The following is a 23,035-nucleotide window of genomic DNA, read 5'->3' as shown; positions in this document are numbered from 1 at the left end:
CGCCAGTCAGGGGTAGGCGCCGCGCCGGTCAGGGCTGCCGGGCCGGGCAGGGCTGAACCGCCGCGCCGGGCAGGCTGGGCCGCCGCGCCGGGCAGGCTGAACCGCCGCGCCAGTCAGGGCTGGGCCGCCGCGCCAGTCAGGGCTGGGCCGCCGCGCCAGTCAGGGTTAGGCCGCCGCGCCAGTCAGGGCTGCCGGGCCGGGCAGGGCTGAACCGCCGCGCCGGGCAGGCTGGGCCGCCGCGCCAGTCAGGGTCAGGCCGCTCCCGACTCCACCCGCTTCTTCAGTCCGGCCAGGGCGCGGTCGGTGATGACCTTCTCGGCCTTGCGCTTGATCATGCCGAGCATGGGGATCTTGACGTCGACGGTGAGCCGGTAGGTGACCTCGGTGCCGGTGCCCGCGGGGCGCAGCAGGTAGGAGCCGTCCAGGGAGCGCAGCATCTGGGACTTCACCAGCGTCCAGGAGACCTCGTTGGCGCCGGCCCAGGTGTAGGCGAGGGTCTGGTCGTCTTTGATCGCCCCGGCGTCCATGACGAGCCGGACCTGCTCGGCGCGGCCCTGCCCGTCGGTGGCGAGCACCTCGGCCTCCTTCACCTCTCCGGTCCAGTCCGGATAGCGGGCGAAGTCGGCGATCACCGCCATGACGTCGGCCGGTGCCGCCTCGATCGTGATGCTCGAGCTGGTGTGTTCCGCCATCGCGGGGGCTCCTCCAGATGCGGGCCGGTAGGGAAGTCGTCGCGCACGCGTGCGTGCGGTGTGAAGGCTACCGCGCGGCCCCGGCCCCGCCGTCACCCCTACCTACCTGCACGGCTACCACTCCAGCACCCAGGGCCGGCCGGTCGACGCGAAGTGCCCGACGTTCACGCACTCGGTCGCCCCGATCCGCATCCGCGGCGCCAGCGGCTGGTGCACGTGGCCGAAGAGGGCGTACCGCGGCCGGGTGCGCCGGATCGCGTCGAGCAGCGCCCGGCTGCCCCGCTCGAAGCGCCGCGCCACCGTGTCGTAGACCAGTTCCGGCACCTGGGGCGGGATGTGCGTGCACAGTACGTCGACCTCGCCGACCGCCTCGATCTTGGCGGCGTACTCCTCGTCGCTGATCTCGAACGGGGTGCGCATCGGGGTGCGCAGGCCGCCGCCGACGAAGCCGAAGACCCGGCCGCCGATCTCGACCCGCTCGCCGTCCAGGACGGTGGTGCCGGGGCGGGCGTACTCCCGCCACAGCGGCGGCATGTCGACGTTGCCGTAGGTGGCGTACGTAGGGGTGGGGAACGCCGCGAACAGCTCGGCGTACTGCTTGCGCACCGCCCGCTCCATCACCGCGTCCCGGTCCCCGTCGACGCCCGCCCACAGCCGGGCCCCGAACTCCTTGGCCTCGGCGAACCGGCGGGCGGTGCGCAGTTCGACGATGCGGTCCGCGTTCTCCTTGCCGAACAGGTCGGGGAAGATGCCGCGGGAGTGGTCGGCGTAGTCGAGGAAGAGGATCAGGTCCCCGAGGCAGACCAGCGCGTCCGCCCCGTCACCGGCCCGGGCCAGGTCCCGGGCGTTGCCGTGCACGTCGCTGACGACATGGACACGTGTCTTTGTGTCCCTGGCGTTTTGAGCCGGTGTGGAAGTCATGGTGATCAAGGGTAGGAGCAGCGCGCCCGCTGTGAACAGTGGCGGTCGGACCTGCGGTTACTGGCTGGTCGGTTGGCGTGTCGACTACTGTGCGCCGAGAGAACAGCAGCTGTGTGACGCAGCGAACATCTCGCCGGGCCCCCCTGTCAAAGACGCCATACCGGCGGGTAACGTCCAGGCAGTCCAGTCGTGCTCAGGAACCCCGTACCCGTGTCACAGGTCCCCGAGCACCCGCCCCAGCCATGGACCGCACCGTCGCATCACACAACGTCGTGGCGCCGGCGCCCTATGAGGAGCAGCAGTCTTGCGCGAGTTCAGCCTTCCCGCTTTGTACGAGGTCCCCGCGGACGGCAACCTGACCGACATCGTCCGCAGAAACGCCGCGCGGCATCCCGATGTCGCCGTCATTTCCCGCAGGACGGACGGCGGCTGGCAGGACGTGACCGCGCGCGCCTTCCTCGCCGAGGTGCACACCGTCGCCAAGGGCCTGATCGCCGCGGGCGTCGAGCCGGGCGACCGGGTCGCCCTGATGTCGCGGACCCGGTACGAGTGGACGCTACTGGACTTCGCGATCTGGAGCGCGGGCGCGGTCACCGTGCCGGTGTACGAGACCAGTTCGCCGGAGCAGGTGCGGTGGATACTCGGCGACTCCGGGGCGACCGCGTGCGTGGTGGAGACCGCCGGGCACGCCGGGGTGGTGGAGTCGGTGCGCGAGGGGCTGCCCGCACTCAAGCACGTCTGGGGGATCGACGCCGGGGCCGTGGAGGAACTGGGCCGGCTCGGCCAGGGCGTCACGGACGAGACGGTCGAGGAGCGCGGCTCGGTCGCCAAGGCCGACGACCCGGCGACCATCGTCTACACCTCCGGCACCACCGGCCGCCCCAAGGGCTGTGTGCTCACCCACCGCTCCTTCTTCGCCGAGTGCGGCAACGTCGTGGAACGGCTGCGCCCGCTGTTCCGCACCGGCGAGTGCAGCGTCCTGCTCTTCCTCCCCCTCGCGCACGTCTTCGGGCGGCTGGTGCAGGTCGCGCCGATGCTGGCGCCGATCAAGCTGGGCTGCCTGCCGGACATCAGGAACCTCACCGACGAACTGGCGTCCTTCCGGCCGACGCTGATCCTGGGCGTGCCCCGGGTCTTCGAGAAGGTGTACAACTCGGCGCGGGCCAAGGCGCAGGCCGACGGCAAGGGCAGGATCTTCGACGCGGCGGCGGACACCGCGATCGCCTACAGCCGGGCCCTGGACACCGGGTCCGGACCGTCCCTGGGGCTGAGGATCAAGCACAAGGTCTTCGACAAGCTGGTCTACAGCAAGCTCCGCGCGGTGCTCGGCGGGCGCGGCGAGTACGCCATCTCCGGCGGCGCCCCGCTGGGCGAGCGGCTCGGCCACTTCTTCCGCGGCATCGGCTTCACCGTCCTGGAGGGCTACGGCCTGACCGAGTCCTGCGCGGCCACCGCGTTCAACCCCTGGGACCGGCAGAAGATCGGCACGGTCGGGCAGCCGCTGCCGGGCTCGGTGGTCCGGATCGCCGACGACGGGGAGGTGCTGCTGCACGGGGAGCACCTGTTCAAGGAGTACTGGAACAACCCGGGCGCGACCGAGGAGGCGCTGGCCGACGGCTGGTTCCACACCGGCGACATCGGCACCCTCGACGAGGACGGGTATCTGCGGATCACCGGCCGCAAGAAGGAGATCCTGGTGACCGCGGGCGGCAAGAACGTCGCGCCGGCCGTGATCGAGGACCGGATCCGGGCGCACGCGCTGGTCGCGGAGTGCATGGTGGTCGGGGACGGGCGGCCGTTCGTGGGGGCGCTGATCACCCTCGACGAGGAGTTCCTGGAGCGGTGGTGCGCGGAGCACGGGAAGCCCGCCGGGTCCACGGCGCAGGAACTGCGGGACGATCACGAGTTGCTGGCCGCGATCCAGTCGGCGGTGGATGACGGGAACGCGGCGGTGTCCAAGGCGGAGTCGGTGCGGAAGTTCCGGGTGCTCGGGGAGCAGTTCACGGAGGAGTCGGGGTATCTGACTCCGTCGTTGAAGCTGAAGCGGAATGTTGTCGCCCGGGACTTCGCGGCGGAGATCGAGGCGATCTACTCGAAGTAGGGGGTGGTTTCTCGCCCCTGGGAACGTTGCTCTACAGCAGCGTTTTCAAGTGTTCCGCCAAGAGGTCCCAGCGCCACAGCTCCTCCACCCACTGTCTGCCCCGCTCCCCCATCCTGGCGCGCAGCTCGGGGTCGGCGAGGAGGGTGGTGATCCGGTCGACGGTGTCCTGGACCGAGGTGCCTCGTACGACCCAGCCCGTCTCGCCGTCGAGTACGGCGTCGGGGGCGCCGCCCGAGTCGCCCGCCACCACCGGCAGACCGGTCGCGGACGCCTCCAGGTAGACGATGCCGAGGCCCTCGACGTCCAGGCCGCCGCGCCGGGTCCGGCAGGGCATGGCGAAGACGTCGCCGGCGCCGTAGTGGGCGGGCAGCTCGGACCAGGGGACGGAGCCGGTGAAGCGGACCGCCGCGGCGACGCCGGTCTCCTCCGCCAGCCGGCGCAGGTCCTTCTCGTAGGGGCCGCCGCCGACGATCAGCAGCACGGCGGCGGGCTCGGCGGCCAGGATCCGCGGCATCGCCCTGATCAGGGTGTCCTGGCCCTTGCGCGGGACCAGCCGGGAGACGCAGACCACGACCGGGCGGTCGGTCAGCCCGAGCCGGGCGCGGACCGCGTCCCCGCCGCTGCCGGGGTGGAAGGTCTTCTCGTCGACACCGGGCGGGAGCTGGACCATGCGGGCGGCGGCGGCCGGGGTCAGCGCGGCCGCGATACGGGAGCGGGTGTACTCCCCGAGGTAGGTGATCGTGTCCGTCGCCTCGCCGATCCGGCGCAGCAGTTGCCGGGCCGCCGGGAGCTGGGCCCAGCCGGCCTCGTGCCCGTGGGTGGTGGCGACGATCCGTTCGGCGCCGGCCCTGCGCAGGGCCGGGGCCATCAGTCCGAGCGGTGCCGCCGCTCCGAACCACACCGAGGTGCAGCCGTGCTCCCGCAGCAGTCCGACCGCCCGCCGGGTCGCCCCCGGCGTCGGCAGCAGCATCGTCGTACGGTCCCGTACGACGGTGAAGGGCTGCTCGGCGTCGAAGGCGGCGGTCGCCTCGACGCCCTCCCGGGTGCGCTTCCAGGTGGAGGCGTACACGACGATCCGCTCCGGGTCCAGGCGCAGCGCCATGTTGTGCAGGAACGCCTGGATGCCGCCGGGGCGGGGCGGGAAGTCGTTCGTCACGATCAAGGTCTTGTGCATCGCCCGAGACCCTACCGAAGCCCCCGTTCACAGCAGCCTCCGGCGGTACGTGTGGCAGGCACACAGCAGTTCGGGACATCATGAGAACGTCGAACGGCACCGAACGGGCGGGCAGGGAATTCGTGGAGACGACGAGCGCCGGGCGGTCCCTGGCATGGCTTCCGGTGGCCTGGTGCGCGACCCGGCTGGTGCTGCTGCTGTGGGTGCTGAAGGTGTGGGTCTTCCCCGGCCCGGACGTCACCAGTGACGTGTCGGTGATCTACCAGGGCTGGTCCGACGTGCTGCGCACCGGAACGTTTCCGCTGGACGACGTCACCTGGCAGTACCCGCCCGCGGCGGCGATGGCGATCCTCTCCCCCGCCCTGCTGCCCTTCCTGGACTACGCGACGGCGTTCTACGTGCTGGTCTGCGCGGCCGACCTGGCGGTGCTCGGGGTGCTGCTGCGGATCGGGCTGCGGCCGGGCGGGGCGCTGCGCGGGGCCTGGGTGTGGGTGGCGGGCGTACCGCTGCTCGGTCCGACGGTGTACGCGCGCTACGACCTGATGGTCACCGCGGTCGCGGTGGCCGCGCTGGCCGCCGCCGCCCGGCATCCCCGGGTGGCGGGGGCGCTGGCGGCGCTGGGCGCGCTGCTGAAGGTGTGGCCGGCCCTGGTGCTGCTCGGCATCCGGCGGCGGTCCTCCTGGGTCGCCGCGGTGCTCACCGGCGTGGTGCTGGCGGGGACGTTCGCGCTGGCCATGCCGGGGGCGTTCGCGTTCCTGACGTTCCAGCGGGACCGCGGCACCGAGGTGGAGTCGCTGGGCGCGCTGGTCTTCCACGTCGCCCGGGGCCACGGCTGGGACGGGCAGGTGCTGCTCAACTACGGCAGCGTGGAGTTCCTCGGCCCGTACGTGGACTGGGTGAGCACGGCCGCGCTGACGCTGACCGGGATGGCGTTCGGCTGGCTGCTGCTGTGGCGGCTGCGGGCCGCGCGGTTCGCGGCGCACACGGCGGCGGACGCGGCGTTCGTCGCGGTGCTGATGTTCACGGTGACCAGCCGGGTGATCAGTCCGCAGTACCTGGTGTGGCTGATCGGGCTCGGCGCGGTGTGCCTGTGCTTCAGGGTGTCGCGGATGGGGGTGCCGGTCGCGCTGGTGCTGGCGGCGAGCGCGGTGACGGTGCTGGAGTTCCCGCTGTGGTTCGCGCACGTGGTGGCCAGTGACCCGCTCGGCGTCACGCTGATGTTCGTCCGCAACGGCCTGCTGGTGGCGGCGACGGTCTGCGCGGCCCGGGTGCTGTGGCGCGGGACGGTCCCGCATCCGGCGCCGGCCCCCTCGTCCCCGCGTCCCACCCACGCCGACGAGACCCCGGTCGCCACCTGAGCCTCTCCTGCCCCCGCCCTCACCCGAACTCCCCCCGCAGATACTCCCCCCACCGCGCCGTGAACTCCTCCGGTGTCGTCCCGAGCACCCGGTTCATCGCGTCCGCCACCGCCCCGTCCCGTTCCTCGTGCGCGCCCACCGCGCGGTAGAACGCGTCGAGCCGGTCCTCGCCCCACTCCTCGGCGATCAGCCGGCACGCCATCCAGCCGCCCTCGTACGCCTGGGCCAGTTCCGTCGCGTCGTCGGTGAAGCCGAAGTCCTCGTCGGCGGGGAGGGCGGCGGGCACCCGGCCCTCGGCGACCGCGCGGGACAGTTCGGGGGCGGCCTGGCCGGGGGTGCGGCCGGTGTCGCGGTAGCCGGCCCAGTCGGCGTATCCCTCGGACAGCCACAGCGGGGTCGCGGCGGTGGTGTGGGCGCGGGTGGCGACGTGGGCGGTCTCGTGGGTGAGGACCACCTGCTTGCCGAGCGAGCCGAGCAGTCCGTACGCGTCCGGGTTGACCACGATCCGGTCCGCGGGGGCGGTGGCCGGGGCGCCCGTCTCGCCGGTGGTGACCGCCGCGATGCCGCGGTAGGAGGAGGCGGGCGAGCCGAGCAGCCCGGCCATGCCCGCCAGGGACCGGGGCACCACCACGACCACCCGGCCGGCCCAGTCGGCGTCCCAGGCGGCCGACACGGCCGGCACCGCGCGGTCGGCGAGCGCGGCGTAGCCGCGCAGCGCCTCGTCGGACTGCCCGACGCCGAGGACCAGGCTGTGCGCACCGCGTACGACGTGCACCGTGCCCTGGTCCCAGGGCTGCTGGCCGGACTTCTTCGCGGGCCGGTCGGCGGCGACCCGCCAGGTACCGGCGGCCCGGTCGAGGCGCACGGTGCGGGCGGCGGTGACCGGGCCGGTGTCGTAGCCGTCGAGGCGGTAGCTCAGTTCGACGGCGGCGGTGGCCGTGTCGCCGGTGCGCCGCACCGTACCGACCCGGTAGGACCAGTCGGCCAGCGGCAGCGCGCCGGTCCGGTCGAACCCGGTGCGGACGCCGGTCGCCGCGTAGGCGGCCCGGTCCCGGTCCAGGAGCGCCGCCGCCCGCCGGTCCAGTACCCCCTGCACCTCGGTCCGGACGGAGTCGGCGGCGGACCGGCCGCCGCACCCCGCCAGGGCGACCAGCAGCAGGCACAGCAGCACCACCGAGGACCCCGGAACCCGCCTGCGACCAGCCACCTTCCGAGGGTACGGGGCGGCGGGCCGGTCGGGTCAGGGCCGGGTGACGGAGGAGACGGGCATCATGCCGACCGGGTCGTAGCGCACCGGGGCGCCGGGGTGCGGCGCGTGGATGACCTGGCCGCCGCCCGCGTACATCCCGATGTGGCTGGCGTCGCCGCGGTAGGCGACCAGGTCGCCGGGGCGGGCCTGGTCCAGGGAGACCCGCTGCCCGGCGCCGGCCTGCGCCTGCGAGGTGCGCGGCAGGGCGACACCGGCCTGCGCGTAGGACCACTGGGTCAGGCCCGAGCAGTCGAAGCCGGCGGGGCCGTTGGCGCCCCAGACGTAGGGCTTGCCGAGGGCGGACTGGGCGGCGGCCAGGGCGGACGCCGCGCGGCCCGAGGCGGGGGCGGCGCCGGACAGGTCGGGCAGGTCGCCGCGGCCGGAGCGGGAGGCCCGGTCGGCCTCGCGTTCGGCGTCGGTGAGGGAGTTGAGCAGCCGCCGGGCGTCGGCGAGCTTGCGCTCCACGGTCCGCTTGTGGGCGGCCACGGCCGCGCGGCTGCGGTCCAGCTTCGCCAGGGTCCGGCCGGCCTCGGCGCGGTCCTGGGCGAGGTGGCGCATGGCGCCCTGGAGCCGCCGCAGCTCGCCCGCCTGGTGGCTGCCGATCCGGTCGAGGGCGGCGGCCTTGTCGAGGTAGTCGTCCGGGTCGGCGGAGAGCAGCAGGGCGACGGTCGGGTCCAGGCCGCCGGTGCGGTACTGGGCACCGGCCAGCGAACCGAGCGCGTCCCGCATGGTGTTGATGCGCTGCTGCTGCCGGGCGATCCGGTCCTGGACGGCGGTGACCTGCTCGCGCAGGGCGTCGGTGCGCTCGTCGGCCCGGTTGTAGGCCTCGGTCGCCTGCTCGGCCTCTTCGTGCAGGCGGTCCACCTCGGCACGGGTGTCGTCGTGCGGTGCGGCGGCGGCCGGTACGGCGGCGCCCAGGACGGCTGCGGCGGCGGACAGCAGGCCGGCCACGGCGGTGGCGCCCCGGTCGAACCCGGTTGGTGCAAGGCGGCGATGGGACCCCACGGGAAGCCGCACTCCTTCCGCTGGCGGACGGGAAACGCGGCAGACAGTAGCCCCGTGGCGAGGCGGTCACCAACGACCTCGGCGCCCGCGCGGCCCGGCGCCCCGCCGCTGACGCAGGTCAGCGACGGGGCGCGGGGTCACAACGGGTAAACACGATTCGCCCGTTCGGGCGGCATGTCGGGTTGATGGCGACGGGCCTCGCGGACCGCCGCCCGCGGGGTCAGACGCGGACGCCCCACATGAAGGGGCCGCCGATGGTGCTCATCGACTCGTACCGCACGACGGTGCCGGTGCGCGGGGCGTGCAGCACCTGGCCGTTGCCGGCGTAGAGGCCGACGTGGTGCAGGTCGTTGAAGAAGAAGACCAGGTCGCCGACCTGGAGGTCGCTCTGGCTGGTGATGCGGGTGCCGATCTGCGACTGGGCCTCGGAGGTCCGGGGTATCGAGACGCCGGCCTGGGCGTAGGCCCAGGAGGTCAGGCCGGAGCAGTCGAAGGAGGACGGGCCGGTGGCCCCGTAGACGTAGGGGGTGCCGATCACGCTCTGGGCGGCGGAGAAGGCGGCGCCGGCCCGGCCGGAGGCGGAGGCGGTGGAGGTGAGGACCTCGCGCTCGCTGCTGCGGGTGGAGCGCTCCTGCTCGTCCTGGAGGGCCTGCTTCTCGGCGGCGGTGAGGCTGTTGAGCAGCTTCTGCGCGGTGGCGAGCTTGCTCTGCACCTCCTGCTTCTTCTTCTTCAGCTCGGTGCGGGTCGAGGAGAGGTCCTTGAGCTTCTCGGCGGCCTCCTCCTTCTGCTGGGCGAGGTCGCGCTGCTTCTCCTGGATCTCCTTGAGGGAGTCGACCTGCTGGGCGCTCAACTGGTCCAGGGTGGACGCCTTGTCGAGGTAGTCGTCCGGGTCCGCGGAGAGGAACAGCTGCACGGAGGGGTCGATGCCGCCGGAGCGGTACTGGGCGCTGGCCATCGAACCGAGGCCGTCACGCAGCTCGTTGAGCTCCTCCTGGCCGCGGGCGACGTTGTCCTGGATGGTGGAGATCTCCTTCTGGAGCTTCTCCTGCTTCTCCTTGGCCCCGTTGTACTTCTCGGTGGCCTGCTCCGCCTCTTCGTAGAGCTTGTCGACCTTGGACTGGACCTCGTCCTTGCTCTGCTTCTCGCTGGGAGCGGCGTTGGCTGCCTGCGAGCTGAGCACGACAGCGGCGGCGGCCGCGGTGGTGAGCACGGTGACGCGCGCGCGGCTGGGCTGCTTGGGTCGACGGTGGGACGCCACGGGAGGCGAACTCCTTCGTGTGAGTGATCACCCGTTCTAGGGTTCGAAGCGAGACCCTAGTGACCCATCCGTGATCAGTTCAAATCCTTCACGGGAAAAACCCGTTCACCGACTGCATCTTTTACCTCGGACTCACCACCGGTGACGCCGGGTTGACCCTGTGTCAACCGACGGGTCAGGAAAGCCGCTTCAGCAGCATCGCCGAGGCCACCGGCCGGGCGCCCGCGCGGGCCACCCCGTCGGCGACCTCGCGGTCGGTGGAGGCGACGATGACCGGCCGGCCCGGCGGCTCGGCCCGCACCAGCTGCCGGATCAGCTCGTCGGCGGTGACGCCGGGCTTGGAGAACAGCACCCGGACCCCGCGCGGCGGCGCGAGCAGCACCGGCGCGGCCAGCTCGGCCCCGTCGAAGACGCAGGTCACCTCGGCGCCGGTCTGCGCGGCGAGCTGGGAGAGCTGGCCGAGCAGCCGCAGCCGCTGCTTCTCCAGCGGCATCTGCGGATAGCCGGTCTTGGTGACGTTGTAGCCGTCGACCACCAGATGGGCCTGGGGCAGCGCGAGCAACTGGTCCAGGACCGCCGGGTCGTGCTCGGACAGCGCGCGGGCCGCGATGTCCTTCGGGGTCATCCGGCCGGGCTCCACGGCGTCCACGGTCTCGGCCGGGCGCACCGAGACCGGCGGCAGCGCCAGTTCCCGGCGCAGCCCCTGGGTGGCGTCCAGCAGGGTGTCAAGCAGCAGCCGTACCCGCATGTCCTCGACGCTGCGGCCCTCGCGGGCGGCCTTGCGGGTGGCCTCCAGGGCGGCTTCCGCCTCACCGAGCCGGGCCTTGAGCCGCCGGGTCTCGCTCTCGGCGGCGGACACCCGGGTCTGCCCCTCGGCGCGTACGGCGTCCAGCTCGGCGCGTGTCTTGCGGACCGCCGCCTCGCCGCGCTTGACGTCGCTGAGCGCGCCGCGCAGCTTGCGGTGCAGCGACTCCGCCTCCTTCTTCGCGGCGTCCAGCTCGGCGCGCAGCCGGTCGGTCTCGCCCCGGCCGTGCTCCCGGGCCCGCTCCAGCTCGGCGCGCAGCCGGTCCAGCTCGGCGCGGGTCTCCTCGTCGGCGCGCTCGGCGTCGGCCCGCTGGGCCTCCTCGCCGGCCGCGGCCACCAGCTTCACCCAGCCGGCCGGGCGCAGTACGTAGGCCGCGGCCGCCACGTCCAGCGGGTCCGCGGCCGGGGGCGGGGCACCGGAGTCGAGGGCGCCGGTCAGCTCCGGCTGGGTCTCTCTGAGCTTCTCGCCGATGCGCTGGCGGAACAGCGCGTCCGTCTCCAGCGCGGCGGCCATCGCGTTGCCCGCGAACTTGGCCCGCCGGCTCGGCGTGAACCGCGCGTACTGCCGCAGCTGCGCGGGCAGTTCCGCGAGGGTCAGCCCGCCGAAGCCGTCCGCGGCGATCTGCACCACCTTGCGGCGCACCCCGTCGGGCAGCGGACGGTCGAGCACCTCAGCGGCGCCGTCGCCCGGCCCCCCGCCGTGTGTCTCCGCCATCCGTCACCCCAATGCCTGTGCGGGGCCCGCTCCCTCAGGAGCCGGCACCCGGCCTGTCCACGAGCTCCACCTGGTCCACGGCGTTGCACCAGCGGCACCGCACCGACTCGATGGTCTCACTGAGCACCTCGCGCTCCTCGACCGTCGGCTCGCCGGCCAGATCGAGGTGGATGTACTCCACGACCTTCGAGGCGCGGGTCACGTCGAAGCGGGTGAGGTTGCCGCAGAGGGTGCAGCGCCACCGCGTCGTGCCGGTCGGCAGGGGAACCGTCATCGTGGCTGTTCGCTCTCTTCCAGTGTCGTCCGACGCACCGGCCTCCCCGGTACGTGTGGCTCGTAACCCTACGGCCTGGCGGGTACCGGCCGCCCGTCCGTCCACGGCGGCGAGGCGGCCTGCCCTGCTGTGTCCCGTTACGTCATGCTATGTACTCATGATCCGCAACTGGAGCCCGGCCGGCGGCCGGGTGCTGCGCGCGCTGCGGACGGCTGGAATCCGCCGTCCCGCGGCCCGTGCCGCGGCGCCCGTGACCCATGGCCTGATCGTCCTGTGCTGTCTGCTGTTCCTGGTCTCCCCGGCGGCGGGACTCGACCCGTCGCTCGGCTCCGGCGACGGGCTGCTCGCCGCGCAGCGCGCCTACTTCCACCGCTGGGGTGTGATCCCGGCGGACCTGTTCGACGGGTCGCCGCGGGCCCTGCTGACCCCGGCCACGGCCCTGTTCGTGCACGGCAGCTGGGTGCATCTGCTCGGCAACATGCTGTTCCTCTATGTCTTCGGGGTGCTGACCGAGGAGCGGATGGGCCACGTCCGGTTCCTGCTGTTCTTCCTCGGCTGCGGCTATCTGGCCCTGCTCGGGTACGCGATCGCCAACGACGACTCCCGGCAGTCCCTGGTCGGCGCCTCCGGGGCGATCTCGGCGGTGCTCGGCGCGTTCCTGTACCTGTTCCCCCGGGCGCGGGTGACCAGTCTTCTGCCGTTCCTGTTGTTCATGCCGCTGCGTTTCCCGGCCTGGCTGGTGCTGCCCTTCTGGGCGGCCCTGCAGTGGCTGTCGGCGTGGCGGGCCGGGGACGGCCCGGGGGTGGCCTACCTGGCCCACCTGGTCGGCTTCGGCCTGGGCTTCCTCTGTGCCTGGGTGCGTTTTGGGATGCGGGCTAGAGTGAAGGCCGCCCCAGCGCCCGCCTCCGAGGGAGAGAACCAGCCGTGATCACCGCGATCGTCCTGATCAAGACCAGCGTGGACCGGATCCCCGAGATCGCCGAGCGGATCGCCGCGCTGGAAGGCGTCAGCGAGGTCTTCTCGGTCACCGGCACCTACGACCTGATCGCGATGGTGCGGGTGCGCGAGCACGAGGACCTGGCGGAGGTCATCCCGGGCCGGATCAGCAAGATCCCCGGGGTGGAGGGCACCGACACGCACGTGGCGTTCCGTACCTACTCGCAGCACGACCTGGAGGCGGCGTTCGCCATCGGGCTGGAGAACTGAGGCGGCCGGGGCCCGGATGAAGGGTTCCTCATCCGCGGCTCATCCGGGCCGCCGGGTGCCGGGCGCAGGATCGGGCGCATGGTCTTCTCCCGCCGGATGGCCGCGCTCGCGGCCGTCGTCCTGATCCCGCTCGGCATCGCCGCGACCAGCTTCGCGCTCACCGACAGCCCCGCGCGGCCCGAGGTGCCGGCCGGGGTGGAGCTGGAGAGCGGCTCCCCGGCACCGACCCGCAGGTCGGCACCGCCCCGCCCGTCCGCACCGGCGTCCACCCCGGCGTCCACCCCGGCGTCCGCCCCGGCTTCGACGCCCGACCCGACGCCCAGCGACCAGGTGGTGTCCCGGCCGCCCGTGACCGACCGCCCCCCGGACGACGACGATGACGACGAGCCCGGCCGCGGCGCCGACGCCGGAAGCGAGGACGCCGACGACGGCGCCGGCGCCGGTGACGACGGCTGACCGGGAGCGCCGGCGGATCTCCGCCCGGGTCCGCATCCTGCTCTGGCTGCTGCTGGTGATGGCGGTGGCGCTCGCCTCGGTGGCCGCCACCACCCGGTCGATCCTGCTGCGCGACACCGGGCAGCGGATCAACAACCTGCTGGCCCAGGAGGCCGGGGAGTTCGCCAACTTCGAGGAGCAGGGCTTCGATCCGGCCACCGGCCGCCCCTTCACCGAACCGGACCGGCTGCTGCGGGTCTTCCTGCAACGCCAGTACGCCGACCTCGACGAGGAACTGGTCGGCCTGGTCGGCACCCCGGGCGCCGCCCCCGCGCAGATCATCCAGCAGCGCGACATCCCGGTCGCGCTGCCGCTGCACAAGGACGCCGCCGCCCGCCGCCGCATCTTCGCCTCCCCGCACCCCGCCGGCACCCTGCGCCGCCCGGCGGGCGAGATCCGCTGGGCCAAGGTCACCGTGGCCCGGTACGGCGGCGAACCGGCCGCCGCGTTCGTGGTCGCCTTCCACCCCGGCCGGGAGCAGGCCCGCGCCGACGAGGTGTTCCAGGTGCTGCTCGCCATCTCCGGGGTCGCCCTGCTGATGACCACCGGCATCGCCTGGGTGGTGGCCGGCCGCATCCTCAAACCCGTCCGGCTGGTGCGCGCCACCGCCGCCCAGCTCACCGAGCAGGACCTGACCCGCCGTATTCCGGTGCACGGCCACGACGACGTGGCCGCGCTCGCCGAGACGTTCAACGCGATGCTGGACCGGCTGGAGCGGGCCTTCGCCGCGCAGCGCGAGTTCGTCGACGACGCCGGGCACGAGCTGCGCACCCCGATCACCATCGTCCGCGGCCATCTGGAACTGATGGGCGACGAGCCGGCCGAACGCGAGGAGACCATACGCCTGGTCACCGACGAACTGGACCGGATGAGCCGGATCGTGGAGGACCTGCTGCTGCTCGCCAAGGCCGAACGTCCCGACTTCGTCACCCCCGAGCCGGTCCAGCTCGCCGAACTCACCGCCGACGTCTACGTCAAGGCCCGCACCCTGGGCGAGCAGGACTGGGTGCTGGCCGAAGTCGCCGACGGGGAGGCCCTGCTGGACCCGCAGCGGATCACCCAGGCCATGGTCCAGCTCGCGCAGAACGCCGTGCAGCACACCGCCCCCGGCCGGCCGATCCGGATCGGCTCCCGGGTCCGGCACGGACATGTGGAGCTGTACGTCGCCGACTCCGGCACCGGCGTGCGGCCCGAGGACGCCGGCGTCATCTTCGAACGGTTCCGGCGCGGCGCCGCCCGGCGCGGCGCGCGCGGCTCGGGCGCCGGGCTCGGCCTGTCGATCGTCAAGGCGATCGCGGAGGGCCACGGCGGCCGGGTCCGGCTGTGCGGCACCGAGGGCGGCGGCGCCACCTTCGTCCTCACCATGGGCACGCTCACGACTCTGGAAGAGGCACACCCTTGAACCGCATCCTCATCGTCGAGGACGAGGAACGCATCGCCTCCTTCGTCCGCAAGGGCCTGCGCGCCAACGGCTTCACCACCACCGTGGCGGCCGACGGCGAGGCGGGCTACGACTACGCCCTGACCGGCGGCTTCGACCTGGTGGTCCTGGACATCGGGCTGCCCGGCCGGGACGGCTTCACCGTGCTGCGCGAGCTGCGCGAGGCCCGGGTGACCACCCCGGTGATCGTGCTCACCGCGCGGGACTCGGTCCGGGACACGGTGGCCGGCCTGGAGGGCGGCGCCGACGACTGGATGACCAAGCCGTTCCGCTTCGAGGAACTCCTCGCCCGGATCCGGCTGCGGCTGCGCACGGCGGCCCGGGCGCCCGAGGTGACGGTGCTGCGGTCCGGCTCGCTCGGCCTGGACCTGCGCACCCGGCGGGCCCGGGCCGGGGACCGGACGGTCGACCTGACGGCCCGGGAGTTCGTGCTCCTCGAACTGTTCCTGCGGCACCCGGGGCAGGTGCTGTCCCGCGAGCAGATCCTCTCCCACGTCTGGGGCTACGACTTCGACCCCGGCTCCAACATCGTGGACGTCTACGTCCGGGCGCTGCGCAAGAAGCTGGGCGCGCAGGCGGTGGAGACGGTACGCGGGATGGGCTACCGGCTGCCCTGCCGCTGAGCCGGGTGAAGTTTCCTTCATGCCCGGCTCACTGGCCCTGGCGGAGGCGCTGTCCCGCGGCGCGGAACTCCTGGCCGACGCCACCGAGCGGGCCCTGCGGATGATCCTGCTGGGTGCCCGGCTACCGGGTCAGGCGGCGGACGTACCGGCCGCGGCGGACCGGTCGGGCACGCAACGCCCTTCCTCCGTACGGTAGTTCCAGCGGGCGCCGTCCCGCACCAGCTCCGTCACCGCCGTCACGAACCGCGTCACGTGCTCGTCCGGGGTGCCCGCGCCGAAGCTGACCCGGACCGCGTTGAGGGACCGCTCGCCGGGCGCGGCCTCGGGCGCCCCGCACTCGCCCTGGGTCCCCGGGTCGCTGCCGAGCAGGGTGCGCACCAGCGGGTGGGCGCAGAACAGGCCGTCGCGCACCCCGATGCCGTACTCGGCGGAGAGGGCGGCGGCGAAGTGGGAGCTGTTCCAGCCGTCGACGACGAAGGAGAGCACGCCGACGCGCGGGGCGTCGTCGCCGAACAGCGACAGCACCCGCACCTCGGGCACCTCGGCGAGGCCCGCCCGCACCTTCTCGATCAGGTACCGCTCCCGGGCCACCAGTTCGTCGAACCCGGCCTCGGTGAGGGCCTTGCAGGCGGCGGCGATGGCGTAGGCGCCGATGACGTTGGGCGAGCCGGCCTCGTGCCGGGCGGCGCCCTCGTGCCACTCCACGTCCACGCCGCCGTCCGCGCGCCGGGCGACCTTGCGGCTGGCGCCGCCGCCCGCGAGGTACGGCTCGGCCTCGGCCAGCCAGTCGGCGCGGCCGGCCAGCACCCCGGAGCCGAAGGGGGCGTACAGCTTGTGCCCGGAGAAGGCGACCCAGTCGACGTCCAGGTCGCGGACGTCGACCGGGTGGTGGGGGGCGAGCTGGGCGGCGTCCAGGACGATCCGGGCGCCGTGCGCGTGCGCGGCGGCGGCCAGTTCGCGCACCGGCCACAGCTCGCCGGTGACGTTGGAGGCGCCGGTGACACAGACCAGGGCGGGGCCGTGCGGCTCGCGGGCGGCGAGGGCGCGCTCCAGGGTCTGGACGGCCTGCGCGGGGGTGCTCGGGGCGTCGAGGCAGGTGACCTCGGCGTGCCGCCAGGGCAGCAGCGAGGCGTGGTGCTCGGTCTCGAAGACGAAGACCCGGCAGCCGGCCGGCAGCGCGGCGGCCAGCAGGTTGAGGGAGTCGGTGGTGGACCGGGTGAAGACCACCTGGTCGTCGCCCCGGCAGCCGAGGAAGTCGTGCACGGTGCGGCGGGCGTTCTCGAACAGGTCGGTGGAGAGCTGGGAGAGGTACCCGGCGCCCCGGTGCACGCTGCCGTAGTACGGCGCGTAGCCGGCCACGTCGTCCCAGACCCGCTGGAGGGCGGGGGCGCTGGCGGCGTAGTCGAGCGCGGCGTAGGTGACCTCGCCGCCGGTGACCAGCGGCACGGTGACGTCCCGGCCGAGGACGGCCAGCGGGGCGGAGACAGCGGTGGGGACGGACACGTCGGACACACTCCTCAAGACCAGGACCCCTGATCTGTGAGGGATCCGCGCTTGCCGCGGACCCTGCTGTCCACGGCCTGGTCTTCACCCGGGGCACCCCGCCACGGACGGAGGGTTGCCGGACAGTCGGCCGGGGCCTGATGACTGTCACTCATGACCTGGTCGAAAACGTAACCGAGGTGATCGTCGTCCCGCAACCCGTGCCCGGATCGCGGGACGCACGTCACATCCGCCGGTCAGGCGTTGCTGGCGGCCACCCAGCGCTCCAGCGCCCGCCCGGCCGCGCCCGAGTCGATCGACTCGGCGGCGCGGGCCATGGCGGCCCGGATGCGGTCGGCCAGCGGTCCGGTGCCGGGCTCCAGGGCCACCAGGGCCGCCGCCGAGTTGAGCAGCACCGCGTCCCGCACCGGGCCCGGTTCGCCGCCGAGCAGCCGGCGGGCCACGTCCGCGTTGTAGGAGGCGTCGGCGCCGCGCAGCGCCTGGACCGGCACGATCTCCAGGCCGACGGCGCGCGGGTCGAAGGCCTCCTCGGTCACCGCGCCGTCCCGCACCACCCACACCCGGGAGGTGGCCGTGGTGGTCAGCTCGTCCAGCCCGTCGTCGCCGCGGAAGACCAGCGCGGAGTTGCCGCGCTCGGCGAACACCCCGGCGATGATCGGTGCCATCCGGGCGTCGGCCACCCCGATCGCCTGGGAGCGGACCTTGGCCGGATTGGTCAGCGGGCCGAGGAAGTTGAAGACCGTCCGGATGCCGAGCTGGCCGCGGGCGGCGGCCACGTGGCGCAGCGCCGGGTGGAACTTCGCGGCGAAGCAGAAGGTGATGCCGGCCTCCTCGGCGACCTCGGCCACCCGCTTCGGGGTGAGCTGGAGGTTGATGCCGAGCTTCTCCAGGACGTCGGAGGCGCCGGAGGCCGAGGAGGCCGCGCGGTTGCCGTGCTTGACGACCTTCGCCCCGGTGCCGGCGATGACGATCGCCGACATGGTGGAGATGTTGACGGTCTTGGCGCCGTCGCCGCCGGTGCCGACGATGTCGACCGTGTCGCCGGGCACCTCGATCACATGGGCGTGCTCGTACATCGCGCGGACCAGGCCGCCGATCTCGTCCACCGTCTCGCCCTTGGCCCGCAGCGCCACCGCGAACCCGGCGATCTGCGCGTCGGTCGCCTCGCCGCGCATGATCGTGTCCATCGCCCATGCCGTGTCGTCCGCGGACAGGTCCCGGCCGTCCAGCAGTCCGTTCAGCAGGGCGGGCCAGGAGCGGGCCGCCGCGGTGTCGCCTCCGGCGGGGGTCACAGCGCTCATCAGCCGCTCCTGGGATGTCGTAGGGAGAGTCGGTCCCACCCTATCCAGCCCCGGGGCATGACGAAGGGCCCCGTCCGAACACCGGACGGGGCCCTTCGCCGTGGCGTGGCGACGCTCAGAGATCAGTGATGGCCGTGGCCGCTGGTGATCTCCTTGTACTCCTCGACGGTCGGCTTCGGAATCTGCGACTCCTCGCCGTAGTAGGACTTGCTGAGCTTGGCCCGGAGCTTCTGGGTGCTCTTCGGCTTCCGCTCGACCCCGTTCTCGTCGACGCCCGGGCCGATCTCGGCCGGCTGGTACTGCTCGTGCGCGGTGAGCGTGTACAGCTGCTCCTGGCTGAGCGGCTCGTGCACCTCGATGAACTCACCGTGCGGCAGCCGCTTGATGATGCCCGACTCGCGGCCGTGCAGCACCTTCTCCTTGTCCCGGCGCTGCAGGCCGAGGCAGACCCGCTTGGTGATCACGAAGGCGAGCACCGGACCGACGAAGAAGCCGACCCGGACGAACCAGGTGACCGCGTTGATCGACAGATGGAAGTGGGTGGCGAAGATGTCGTTGCCACCACCGACCAGCATGATCATGTACGCCGTGACCCAGGCGACACCGAAGGCGGTGCGGGTCGGGGCGTTGCGCGGACGGTCCAGGATGTGGTGCTCGCGCTTGTCCCCGGTGACCCAGGACTCGATGAACGGGTACACCGCGATCGCGGCGAGGAAGATCCCGAAGACCACCAGCGGGACGAACACGCCCAGGACGAGCGTGTGACCCCAGAAGTTGATCTCCCAGCCGGGCATGGCACGGACCAGACCCTCGGCGAAGCCCATGTACCAGTCGGGCTGGGCGCCGGTCGACACCTGGTCGGGCCGGTACGGGCCGAGCGCCCAGATCGGGTTCACGGACGCGATGCCGGCCAGCGCCGCGATCACACCGAAGACCAGGAAGAAGAAGCCGCCGGCCTTCGCCATGTAGACCGGCAGCAGCGGCATGCCGACGACGTTCTTGTTGGTCTTGCCGGGACCCGCGAACTGGGTGTGCTTGTGGTAGAAGACCAGGATCAGGTGGCCGACCACGAGCCCGAGCATGATGCCCGGCAGCAGCAGGATGTGGATCGAGTAGAACCGGGCGACGAAGTCGTGCCCCGGGAACTCCCCGCCGAACAGGAACATCGAGATGTACGTACCGACGATCGGCACGGACAGGATCGCGCCCTGGGTGAAGCGGACACCGGTGCCGGAGAGCAGGTCGTCCGGGAGCGAGTAACCGGTGAAACCGGTGAACATGCCGAGGACGAACAGCAGGAAGCCGAACAGCCAGTTGATCTCACGCGGCTTGCGGAACGCGCCGGTGAAGAAGACGCGCATCATGTGCACGAACATGCCGGCGAGGAAGATGATCGCCGCCCAGTGGTGGATCTGCCGGATCAGCAGACCACCGCGCACGTCGAAGCTGATGTCCAGCGTCGACTTGAAGGCCTCGCTCATCAGCTGCCCCTGGAGCGGGACGTAGCTGCCGTGGTACTCCACCTCGTTCATCGACGGGTGGAAGAACAGCGTCAGGTACACACCCGTGAGGATGATGATGAGGAAGCTGTAGAGGCAGACCTCGCCCAGCATGAAGGACCAGTGGTCCGGGAAGATCTTGCGCATGTTGGCCTTGGCCAGGGAGTAGATCCCCAGCCGGCCGTCGGCCCAGTCGGCGACGCGCTCGCCGGCCGGTGCCTTCCCGCGGGAGCGGGCCGTGGTGCTCTCAGAAGTACTCATCCGCGCTCCCAGAATGCAGGACCGACAGGCTCCTCGAAGTCGCCGAGCGCTTCGAGGTAACCCTCGTCGTTCACGCCGATGCGCAGCTGCGGCAGGGCGTGACCGGCGGGACCGAAGATCACCCGGGCACCGTCGGAGAGGTCGAAGGTGGACTGGTGGCAGGGGCAGAGCACGTGGTGCGTCTGCTGCTCGTAGAGCGAGATCGGGCAGCCGACGTGGGTGCAGATCTTCGAGTAGGCCACGATGCCCTCGTGCGACCACTCGAGCTCGCGCTTGTCCTTGATGTTGTCCGGCTGGAGCCGGACGATCATCAGGGCCGACTTGGCGATCTCGTCCTGGAACTCCTCGTCGTGCTCCTCCAGGCCCTCGGGCTTGGCGAAGGTGAGGGAGCCCACCGCGACGTCGGAGGGACGCAGCGGCTCGTTGGTGTTCATGTTGACGAGCAGCTTGCCCTTGTTCCACAGCGTGTGGCGCAGCTTGTCCTCGGGCAGCGGACCGAGGTCGCGCAGCAGCACGACTCCGGACAGCGGCACCAGGGCGACCGCGCCGAACATCGTGTTGCGGATCAGCTTGCGCCGGCCCATCGCCGATTCCTTGGCGCCCTGCTTGAAGTCGGCGTGCACCTTGGCACGGACCTCGGGGGACGCCGCGATCGCGTGCCGCTCGTCGGCGACCTCCACGTCGGACATCAGGGTGCGGGCCCAGTGGACCGCGCCCGCGCCGATGCAGAACAGCGCCACGCCCAGGGTCAGGCCGAGGGCGAAGTTCAGCGCGTTGATGTGGCCGATCGGGAAGACGTAGATCGACTTGTCGTGGTCGATCGCCACGAACGAGGCGATGAAGCCGATGGTGGCCAGCATCGACAGGGTGAACAGGAAGGCGACGGCGCGCTCGGAGCGCCTCGCGGCCTTCTCGTCGATGTCCTGGATCCGGTGCTCGTGGGGCGGCAGCCCCGGGTCGGCGAACGGGTGCTTCTCGTCCGCGACCTCACCGTGCGGGTGGTCCTGCGCCTTGGGCAGGTTCTCTTCTGGAATGTCTTGGCTACTCATGACTTCTTGGCCTTTGCGGTCCGAGCGGCAACCCACACGGCGACGGCGATGAGGGTACCGAGCCCGAAGATCCAGCCGAAGAGGCCCTCACTGACCGGCCCGAGGCCGCCCAGCGAAAGACCGCCCGGGTCCACGGTCTCGTCCCCGTTGACCGCGTTCAGGTACGCGATGATGTCCTTCTTGTTCTGCTCCGTCAGCGTGGTGTCGGGGAAGGAAGGCATGTTCTGCGGGCCGGTCAGCATGGCCTCGTAGATGTGCTTCGGGTCGACGCCCTCCAGCGACGGGGCGGACTTGCCGTTCGTCAGCGCGCCGCCCTTGCCGGTGAAGTTGTGGCACTGCGCGCAGTTGGTACGGAACAGCTCACCGCCCTCGGCGATGTCCGCGCCGTCGTCGCTGTACTTCTCCTCGGCGGGGATGGACGGACCGGCGCCGAGCGAGGAGATGTAGGCCGCGAGCTGGTCGATCTCGGCCTGCGAGTAGATGTTCTTCTTCTTGGGGACCTGCGCGCCCGGCTGCTGGGCCGGCATGCGCCCGGTGCCCACCTGGAAGTCCACGGCCGCGGCGCCCACACCGACCAGGCTGGGGCCGTCGGTGGTGCCCTCGCCTCCGGTGCCGTGGCAGCTGGCGCAGCCCACGGCGTAGAGCTTCTTGCCCTCGTCGATGGCGAGGGACTGGGCCGTCTCATCGGCCTGCGCCTTGTCCGCGGGCGCGAACACGGCGTAGAGCCCCCCGGTGCATGCCAGCGCGAGGAGTAGGACGACGATCGCCGCCAACGGGTGGCGTCGTCGTGCGGAGAGCTTTTTCACGGATTACCCCGGTGTCAGGATCTTCTGCGTCGATGCTTCTGGATGTGTGTGCGGGAGCGGTCCGCGCCTACTTGATCAAATAGATCGTGGCGAAGAGGCCGATCCAGACGACATCGACGAAGTGCCAGTAGTAGGACACGACGATGGCGGCGGTCGCCTGCTCGTGGGTGAACCTCTTGGCCGCGTAGGTACGGCCGAGGACCAGCAGGAAGGCGATCAGACCACCCGTCACGTGCAGGCCGTGGAAGCCGGTGGTCAGGTAGAACACCGAGCCGTACGGGTCGGAGGACAGCGAGAGGCCGTCCTTCTTGACCAGTTCGGTGTACTCGAACACCTGTCCGCCGATGAAGATCGCACCCATGATGAACGTGACGATGAACCACATCCTGAGCTTCTTCACGTCACCGCGCTCGGCGGCGAACACGCCGAGCTGGCAGGTGAGCGAGGAGAGCACCAGGATCGTGGTGTTCGTCGCCGAGAACGGAAGGTTCAGCGCGGACGCCATTTCCTTCCAGTGATCGGGACCCGTCACCGATCGCAGGGTGAAGTACATCGCGAAGAGGGCCGCGAAGAACATCAGCTCGGAACTCAGCCAGATGATGGTTCCGACACTGGTGAGGTTCGGCCGGTTGACCGACGGGTGCGCGTGCCCGGTATCTACTGTCGTTGCTGTCGCCACGACCGACATTATGTCGGTCGCTTATCCCGCCCTCACTCCCGGGGGTGCCGTTCGGAGTGTTCACCCCGTCCGGACTGCCCGGATGGCCCATCGCGGGGCCCGTGGAAGCCGTGTTTCGCCCGCTGTTGACGGGGTGTGGGAGGGAGTAGCATCCCGCGCAACGGGACACGACCTTTCGGAGGAAGCATGCAGCCGACCGTCACGGTGCTGGTCTACAGCGACGACTCCACCACGCGGGAGCAGGTACGGCTCGCGACCGGGCGCAGGCCGGCTCCGGACGTGCCGGTCGTGGAGTTCCTGGAGTGCGCGACGCCTGCCGCGGTCCTGACGGAGCTGGACCGGGGCGGGGTCGATGTCTGCGTGCTGGACGGCGAGGCGGTGCCGATGGGGGGCATGGGGGTGTGCCGGCAGATCAAGGACGAGGTGTTCGCCTGTCCGCCGGTGCTGTTGCTCATCGGCCGTCCGCAGGACGCGTGGCTGGCGACCTGGAGCCGGGCGGACGCGGCGGTGACCTTGCCGGTGGAGCCGGTGGAGTTCGCCTCGGCGCTGGCCTCTTTGCTGCGGGAGCGGAAGTTGCAGAGCGCCTGAGGGGCAGGGGTGTTCTGAGGTTCGGCGGGCGCG

The 23,035-nt window shown here is 72.0% G+C and carries 22 protein-coding genes, 1 pseudogene and 1 riboswitch; of the genes and pseudogenes, 9 read left to right on the top strand and 14 right to left on the bottom strand.

What is annotated here, in order from left to right; translation table 11 throughout:
- Positions 1 to 251 precede the first annotated feature (251 nt).
- Together AB0G32_RS30390 and AB0G32_RS30385 are read right to left on the bottom strand one after the other, a co-directional pair.
- A complete protein-coding gene (locus AB0G32_RS30390; RefSeq protein ID WP_361170344.1) occupies positions 252 to 692 on the bottom strand; it encodes an SRPBCC family protein in 441 nt (146 codons plus the stop codon).
- Between the two features lie 114 nt (positions 693 to 806).
- Positions 807 to 1,613, bottom strand: a complete 807-nt coding sequence (locus AB0G32_RS30385) for a metallophosphoesterase (RefSeq protein ID WP_361170341.1) — start codon at positions 1,611 to 1,613, stop codon at positions 807 to 809.
- A gap of 304 nt (positions 1,614 to 1,917) precedes the next feature.
- Between AB0G32_RS30385 and AB0G32_RS30380 the strand changes: the two genes are divergently transcribed.
- A complete protein-coding gene (locus AB0G32_RS30380; RefSeq protein WP_361170338.1) occupies positions 1,918 to 3,714 on the top strand; it encodes an AMP-dependent synthetase/ligase in 1,797 nt (598 codons plus the stop codon).
- A 31-nt stretch (positions 3,715 to 3,745) separates the two neighbouring features.
- Here the strand turns inward: AB0G32_RS30380 and AB0G32_RS30375 are convergent, their stop codons facing one another.
- Entirely contained in the window at positions 3,746 to 4,888 is a 1,143-nt protein-coding gene (locus AB0G32_RS30375) for a glycosyltransferase family 4 protein (RefSeq protein ID WP_361170335.1), read from the bottom strand.
- Between the two features lie 122 nt (positions 4,889 to 5,010).
- Here AB0G32_RS30375 and AB0G32_RS30370 point away from each other — a divergent pair, with 122 nt between their 5' ends.
- Positions 5,011 to 6,246, top strand: a complete 1,236-nt coding sequence (locus AB0G32_RS30370; protein WP_361170353.1) for a glycosyltransferase 87 family protein — start codon at positions 5,011 to 5,013, stop codon at positions 6,244 to 6,246.
- Positions 6,247 to 6,265: 19 nt separating this feature from the next.
- Here AB0G32_RS30370 and AB0G32_RS30365 read toward each other — a convergent pair whose 3' ends face one another.
- The 5 genes from AB0G32_RS30365 to AB0G32_RS30345 form a co-directional block, all read right to left on the bottom strand.
- Positions 6,266 to 7,453: a hypothetical protein gene (locus AB0G32_RS30365; RefSeq protein ID WP_361170332.1), complete on the bottom strand. Its 1,188-nt coding sequence runs from the start codon at positions 7,451 to 7,453 to the stop codon at positions 6,266 to 6,268.
- 33 nt (positions 7,454 to 7,486) lie between these two features.
- A complete protein-coding gene (locus AB0G32_RS30360) occupies positions 7,487 to 8,500 on the bottom strand; it encodes an NlpC/P60 family protein (RefSeq protein WP_361170329.1) in 1,014 nt (337 codons plus the stop codon).
- A 220-nt stretch (positions 8,501 to 8,720) separates the two neighbouring features.
- Positions 8,721 to 9,758, bottom strand: a complete 1,038-nt coding sequence (locus AB0G32_RS30355) for an NlpC/P60 family protein (RefSeq protein ID WP_361170326.1) — start codon at positions 9,756 to 9,758, stop codon at positions 8,721 to 8,723.
- A gap of 175 nt (positions 9,759 to 9,933) precedes the next feature.
- Positions 9,934 to 11,277 carry an NYN domain-containing protein gene (locus tag AB0G32_RS30350; RefSeq protein WP_361170323.1) on the bottom strand — a complete coding sequence of 448 codons (1,344 nt, stop codon included), beginning with the start codon at positions 11,275 to 11,277 and terminating at the stop codon, positions 9,934 to 9,936.
- Between the two features lie 34 nt (positions 11,278 to 11,311).
- Positions 11,312 to 11,551: a hypothetical protein gene (locus AB0G32_RS30345; RefSeq protein WP_361170320.1), complete on the bottom strand. Its 240-nt coding sequence runs from the start codon at positions 11,549 to 11,551 to the stop codon at positions 11,312 to 11,314.
- Positions 11,552 to 11,708: 157 nt separating this feature from the next.
- Between AB0G32_RS30345 and AB0G32_RS30340 the strand changes: the two genes are divergently transcribed.
- The 6 genes and pseudogenes from AB0G32_RS30340 to AB0G32_RS30315 all read left to right on the top strand — a co-directional run.
- Entirely contained in the window at positions 11,709 to 12,479 is a 771-nt protein-coding gene (locus AB0G32_RS30340) for a rhomboid family intramembrane serine protease (RefSeq protein WP_361170316.1), read from the top strand.
- A complete protein-coding gene (locus AB0G32_RS30335) occupies positions 12,476 to 12,757 on the top strand; it encodes an Lrp/AsnC ligand binding domain-containing protein (RefSeq protein ID WP_361170313.1) in 282 nt (93 codons plus the stop codon). The genes AB0G32_RS30340 and AB0G32_RS30335 overlap by 4 nt, the downstream gene beginning before the upstream one ends.
- Before the next feature lie 78 nt (positions 12,758 to 12,835).
- Positions 12,836 to 13,213, top strand: a complete 378-nt coding sequence (locus AB0G32_RS30330; protein WP_361170310.1) for a small secreted hydrophilic protein — start codon at positions 12,836 to 12,838, stop codon at positions 13,211 to 13,213.
- The gene (locus tag AB0G32_RS30325; protein WP_361170307.1) at positions 13,200 to 14,654 is read left to right on the top strand and encodes an ATP-binding protein; all 1,455 of its coding nucleotides are present in this window, start codon (positions 13,200 to 13,202) and stop codon (positions 14,652 to 14,654) included. Before AB0G32_RS30330 ends, AB0G32_RS30325 begins: the two co-directional genes overlap by 14 nt.
- Positions 14,651 to 15,316 (top strand): response regulator transcription factor, encoded by a 666-nt coding sequence (locus AB0G32_RS30320; RefSeq protein WP_361170304.1) that lies wholly within the window; start codon positions 14,651 to 14,653, stop codon positions 15,314 to 15,316. The genes AB0G32_RS30325 and AB0G32_RS30320 overlap by 4 nt, the downstream gene beginning before the upstream one ends.
- Positions 15,317 to 15,329: 13 nt before the next feature.
- Positions 15,330 to 15,512, top strand: a pseudogene (locus tag AB0G32_RS30315) (glycerate kinase); the annotation flags it as partial.
- On the opposite strand, the gene AB0G32_RS30310 reads toward AB0G32_RS30315, so the two are convergent.
- The 6 genes from AB0G32_RS30310 to AB0G32_RS30285 all read right to left on the bottom strand — a co-directional run bounded on the left by AB0G32_RS30310 (position 15,446) and on the right by AB0G32_RS30285 (position 22,423).
- Positions 15,446 to 16,819 (bottom strand): aminotransferase class V-fold PLP-dependent enzyme, encoded by a 1,374-nt coding sequence (locus AB0G32_RS30310; protein ID WP_361170301.1) that lies wholly within the window; start codon positions 16,817 to 16,819, stop codon positions 15,446 to 15,448. The pseudogene AB0G32_RS30315 and the gene AB0G32_RS30310 sit on opposite strands and share 67 nt — an antisense overlap.
- A 42-nt stretch (positions 16,820 to 16,861) precedes the next feature.
- Positions 16,862 to 16,978: riboswitch (SAM riboswitch) on the bottom strand.
- Positions 16,979 to 17,055: 77 nt separating this feature from the next.
- Entirely contained in the window at positions 17,056 to 18,120 is a 1,065-nt protein-coding gene (gene trpD, locus AB0G32_RS30305) for an anthranilate phosphoribosyltransferase (RefSeq protein WP_361170298.1), read from the bottom strand.
- Between the two features lie 122 nt (positions 18,121 to 18,242).
- The gene (locus AB0G32_RS30300) at positions 18,243 to 19,880 is read right to left on the bottom strand and encodes a cytochrome bc complex cytochrome b subunit (protein WP_361170295.1); all 1,638 of its coding nucleotides are present in this window, start codon (positions 19,878 to 19,880) and stop codon (positions 18,243 to 18,245) included.
- Positions 19,877 to 20,929 (bottom strand): Rieske 2Fe-2S domain-containing protein, encoded by a 1,053-nt coding sequence (locus AB0G32_RS30295; RefSeq protein WP_361170292.1) that lies wholly within the window; start codon positions 20,927 to 20,929, stop codon positions 19,877 to 19,879. The genes AB0G32_RS30300 and AB0G32_RS30295 overlap by 4 nt, the downstream gene beginning before the upstream one ends.
- A complete protein-coding gene (locus AB0G32_RS30290; protein WP_361170289.1) occupies positions 20,926 to 21,735 on the bottom strand; it encodes a c-type cytochrome in 810 nt (269 codons plus the stop codon). The genes AB0G32_RS30295 and AB0G32_RS30290 overlap by 4 nt, the downstream gene beginning before the upstream one ends.
- A gap of 67 nt (positions 21,736 to 21,802) precedes the next feature.
- The gene (locus AB0G32_RS30285; protein ID WP_361170286.1) at positions 21,803 to 22,423 is read right to left on the bottom strand and encodes a heme-copper oxidase subunit III; all 621 of its coding nucleotides are present in this window, start codon (positions 22,421 to 22,423) and stop codon (positions 21,803 to 21,805) included.
- Positions 22,424 to 22,600: 177 nt separating this feature from the next.
- On the opposite strand from AB0G32_RS30285, the gene AB0G32_RS30280 reads away from it, so the two are divergent.
- Entirely contained in the window at positions 22,601 to 23,002 is a 402-nt protein-coding gene (locus AB0G32_RS30280; protein WP_361170283.1) for a hypothetical protein, read from the top strand.
- Positions 23,003 to 23,035: the final 33 nt, after the last annotated feature.

The organism is Streptomyces sp. NPDC023723 (assembly GCF_040639815.1).
GTDB lineage: Bacteria > Actinomycetota > Actinomycetes > Streptomycetales > Streptomycetaceae > Streptomyces.
This window is presented reverse-complemented; position numbering and strand designations above follow the sequence as displayed.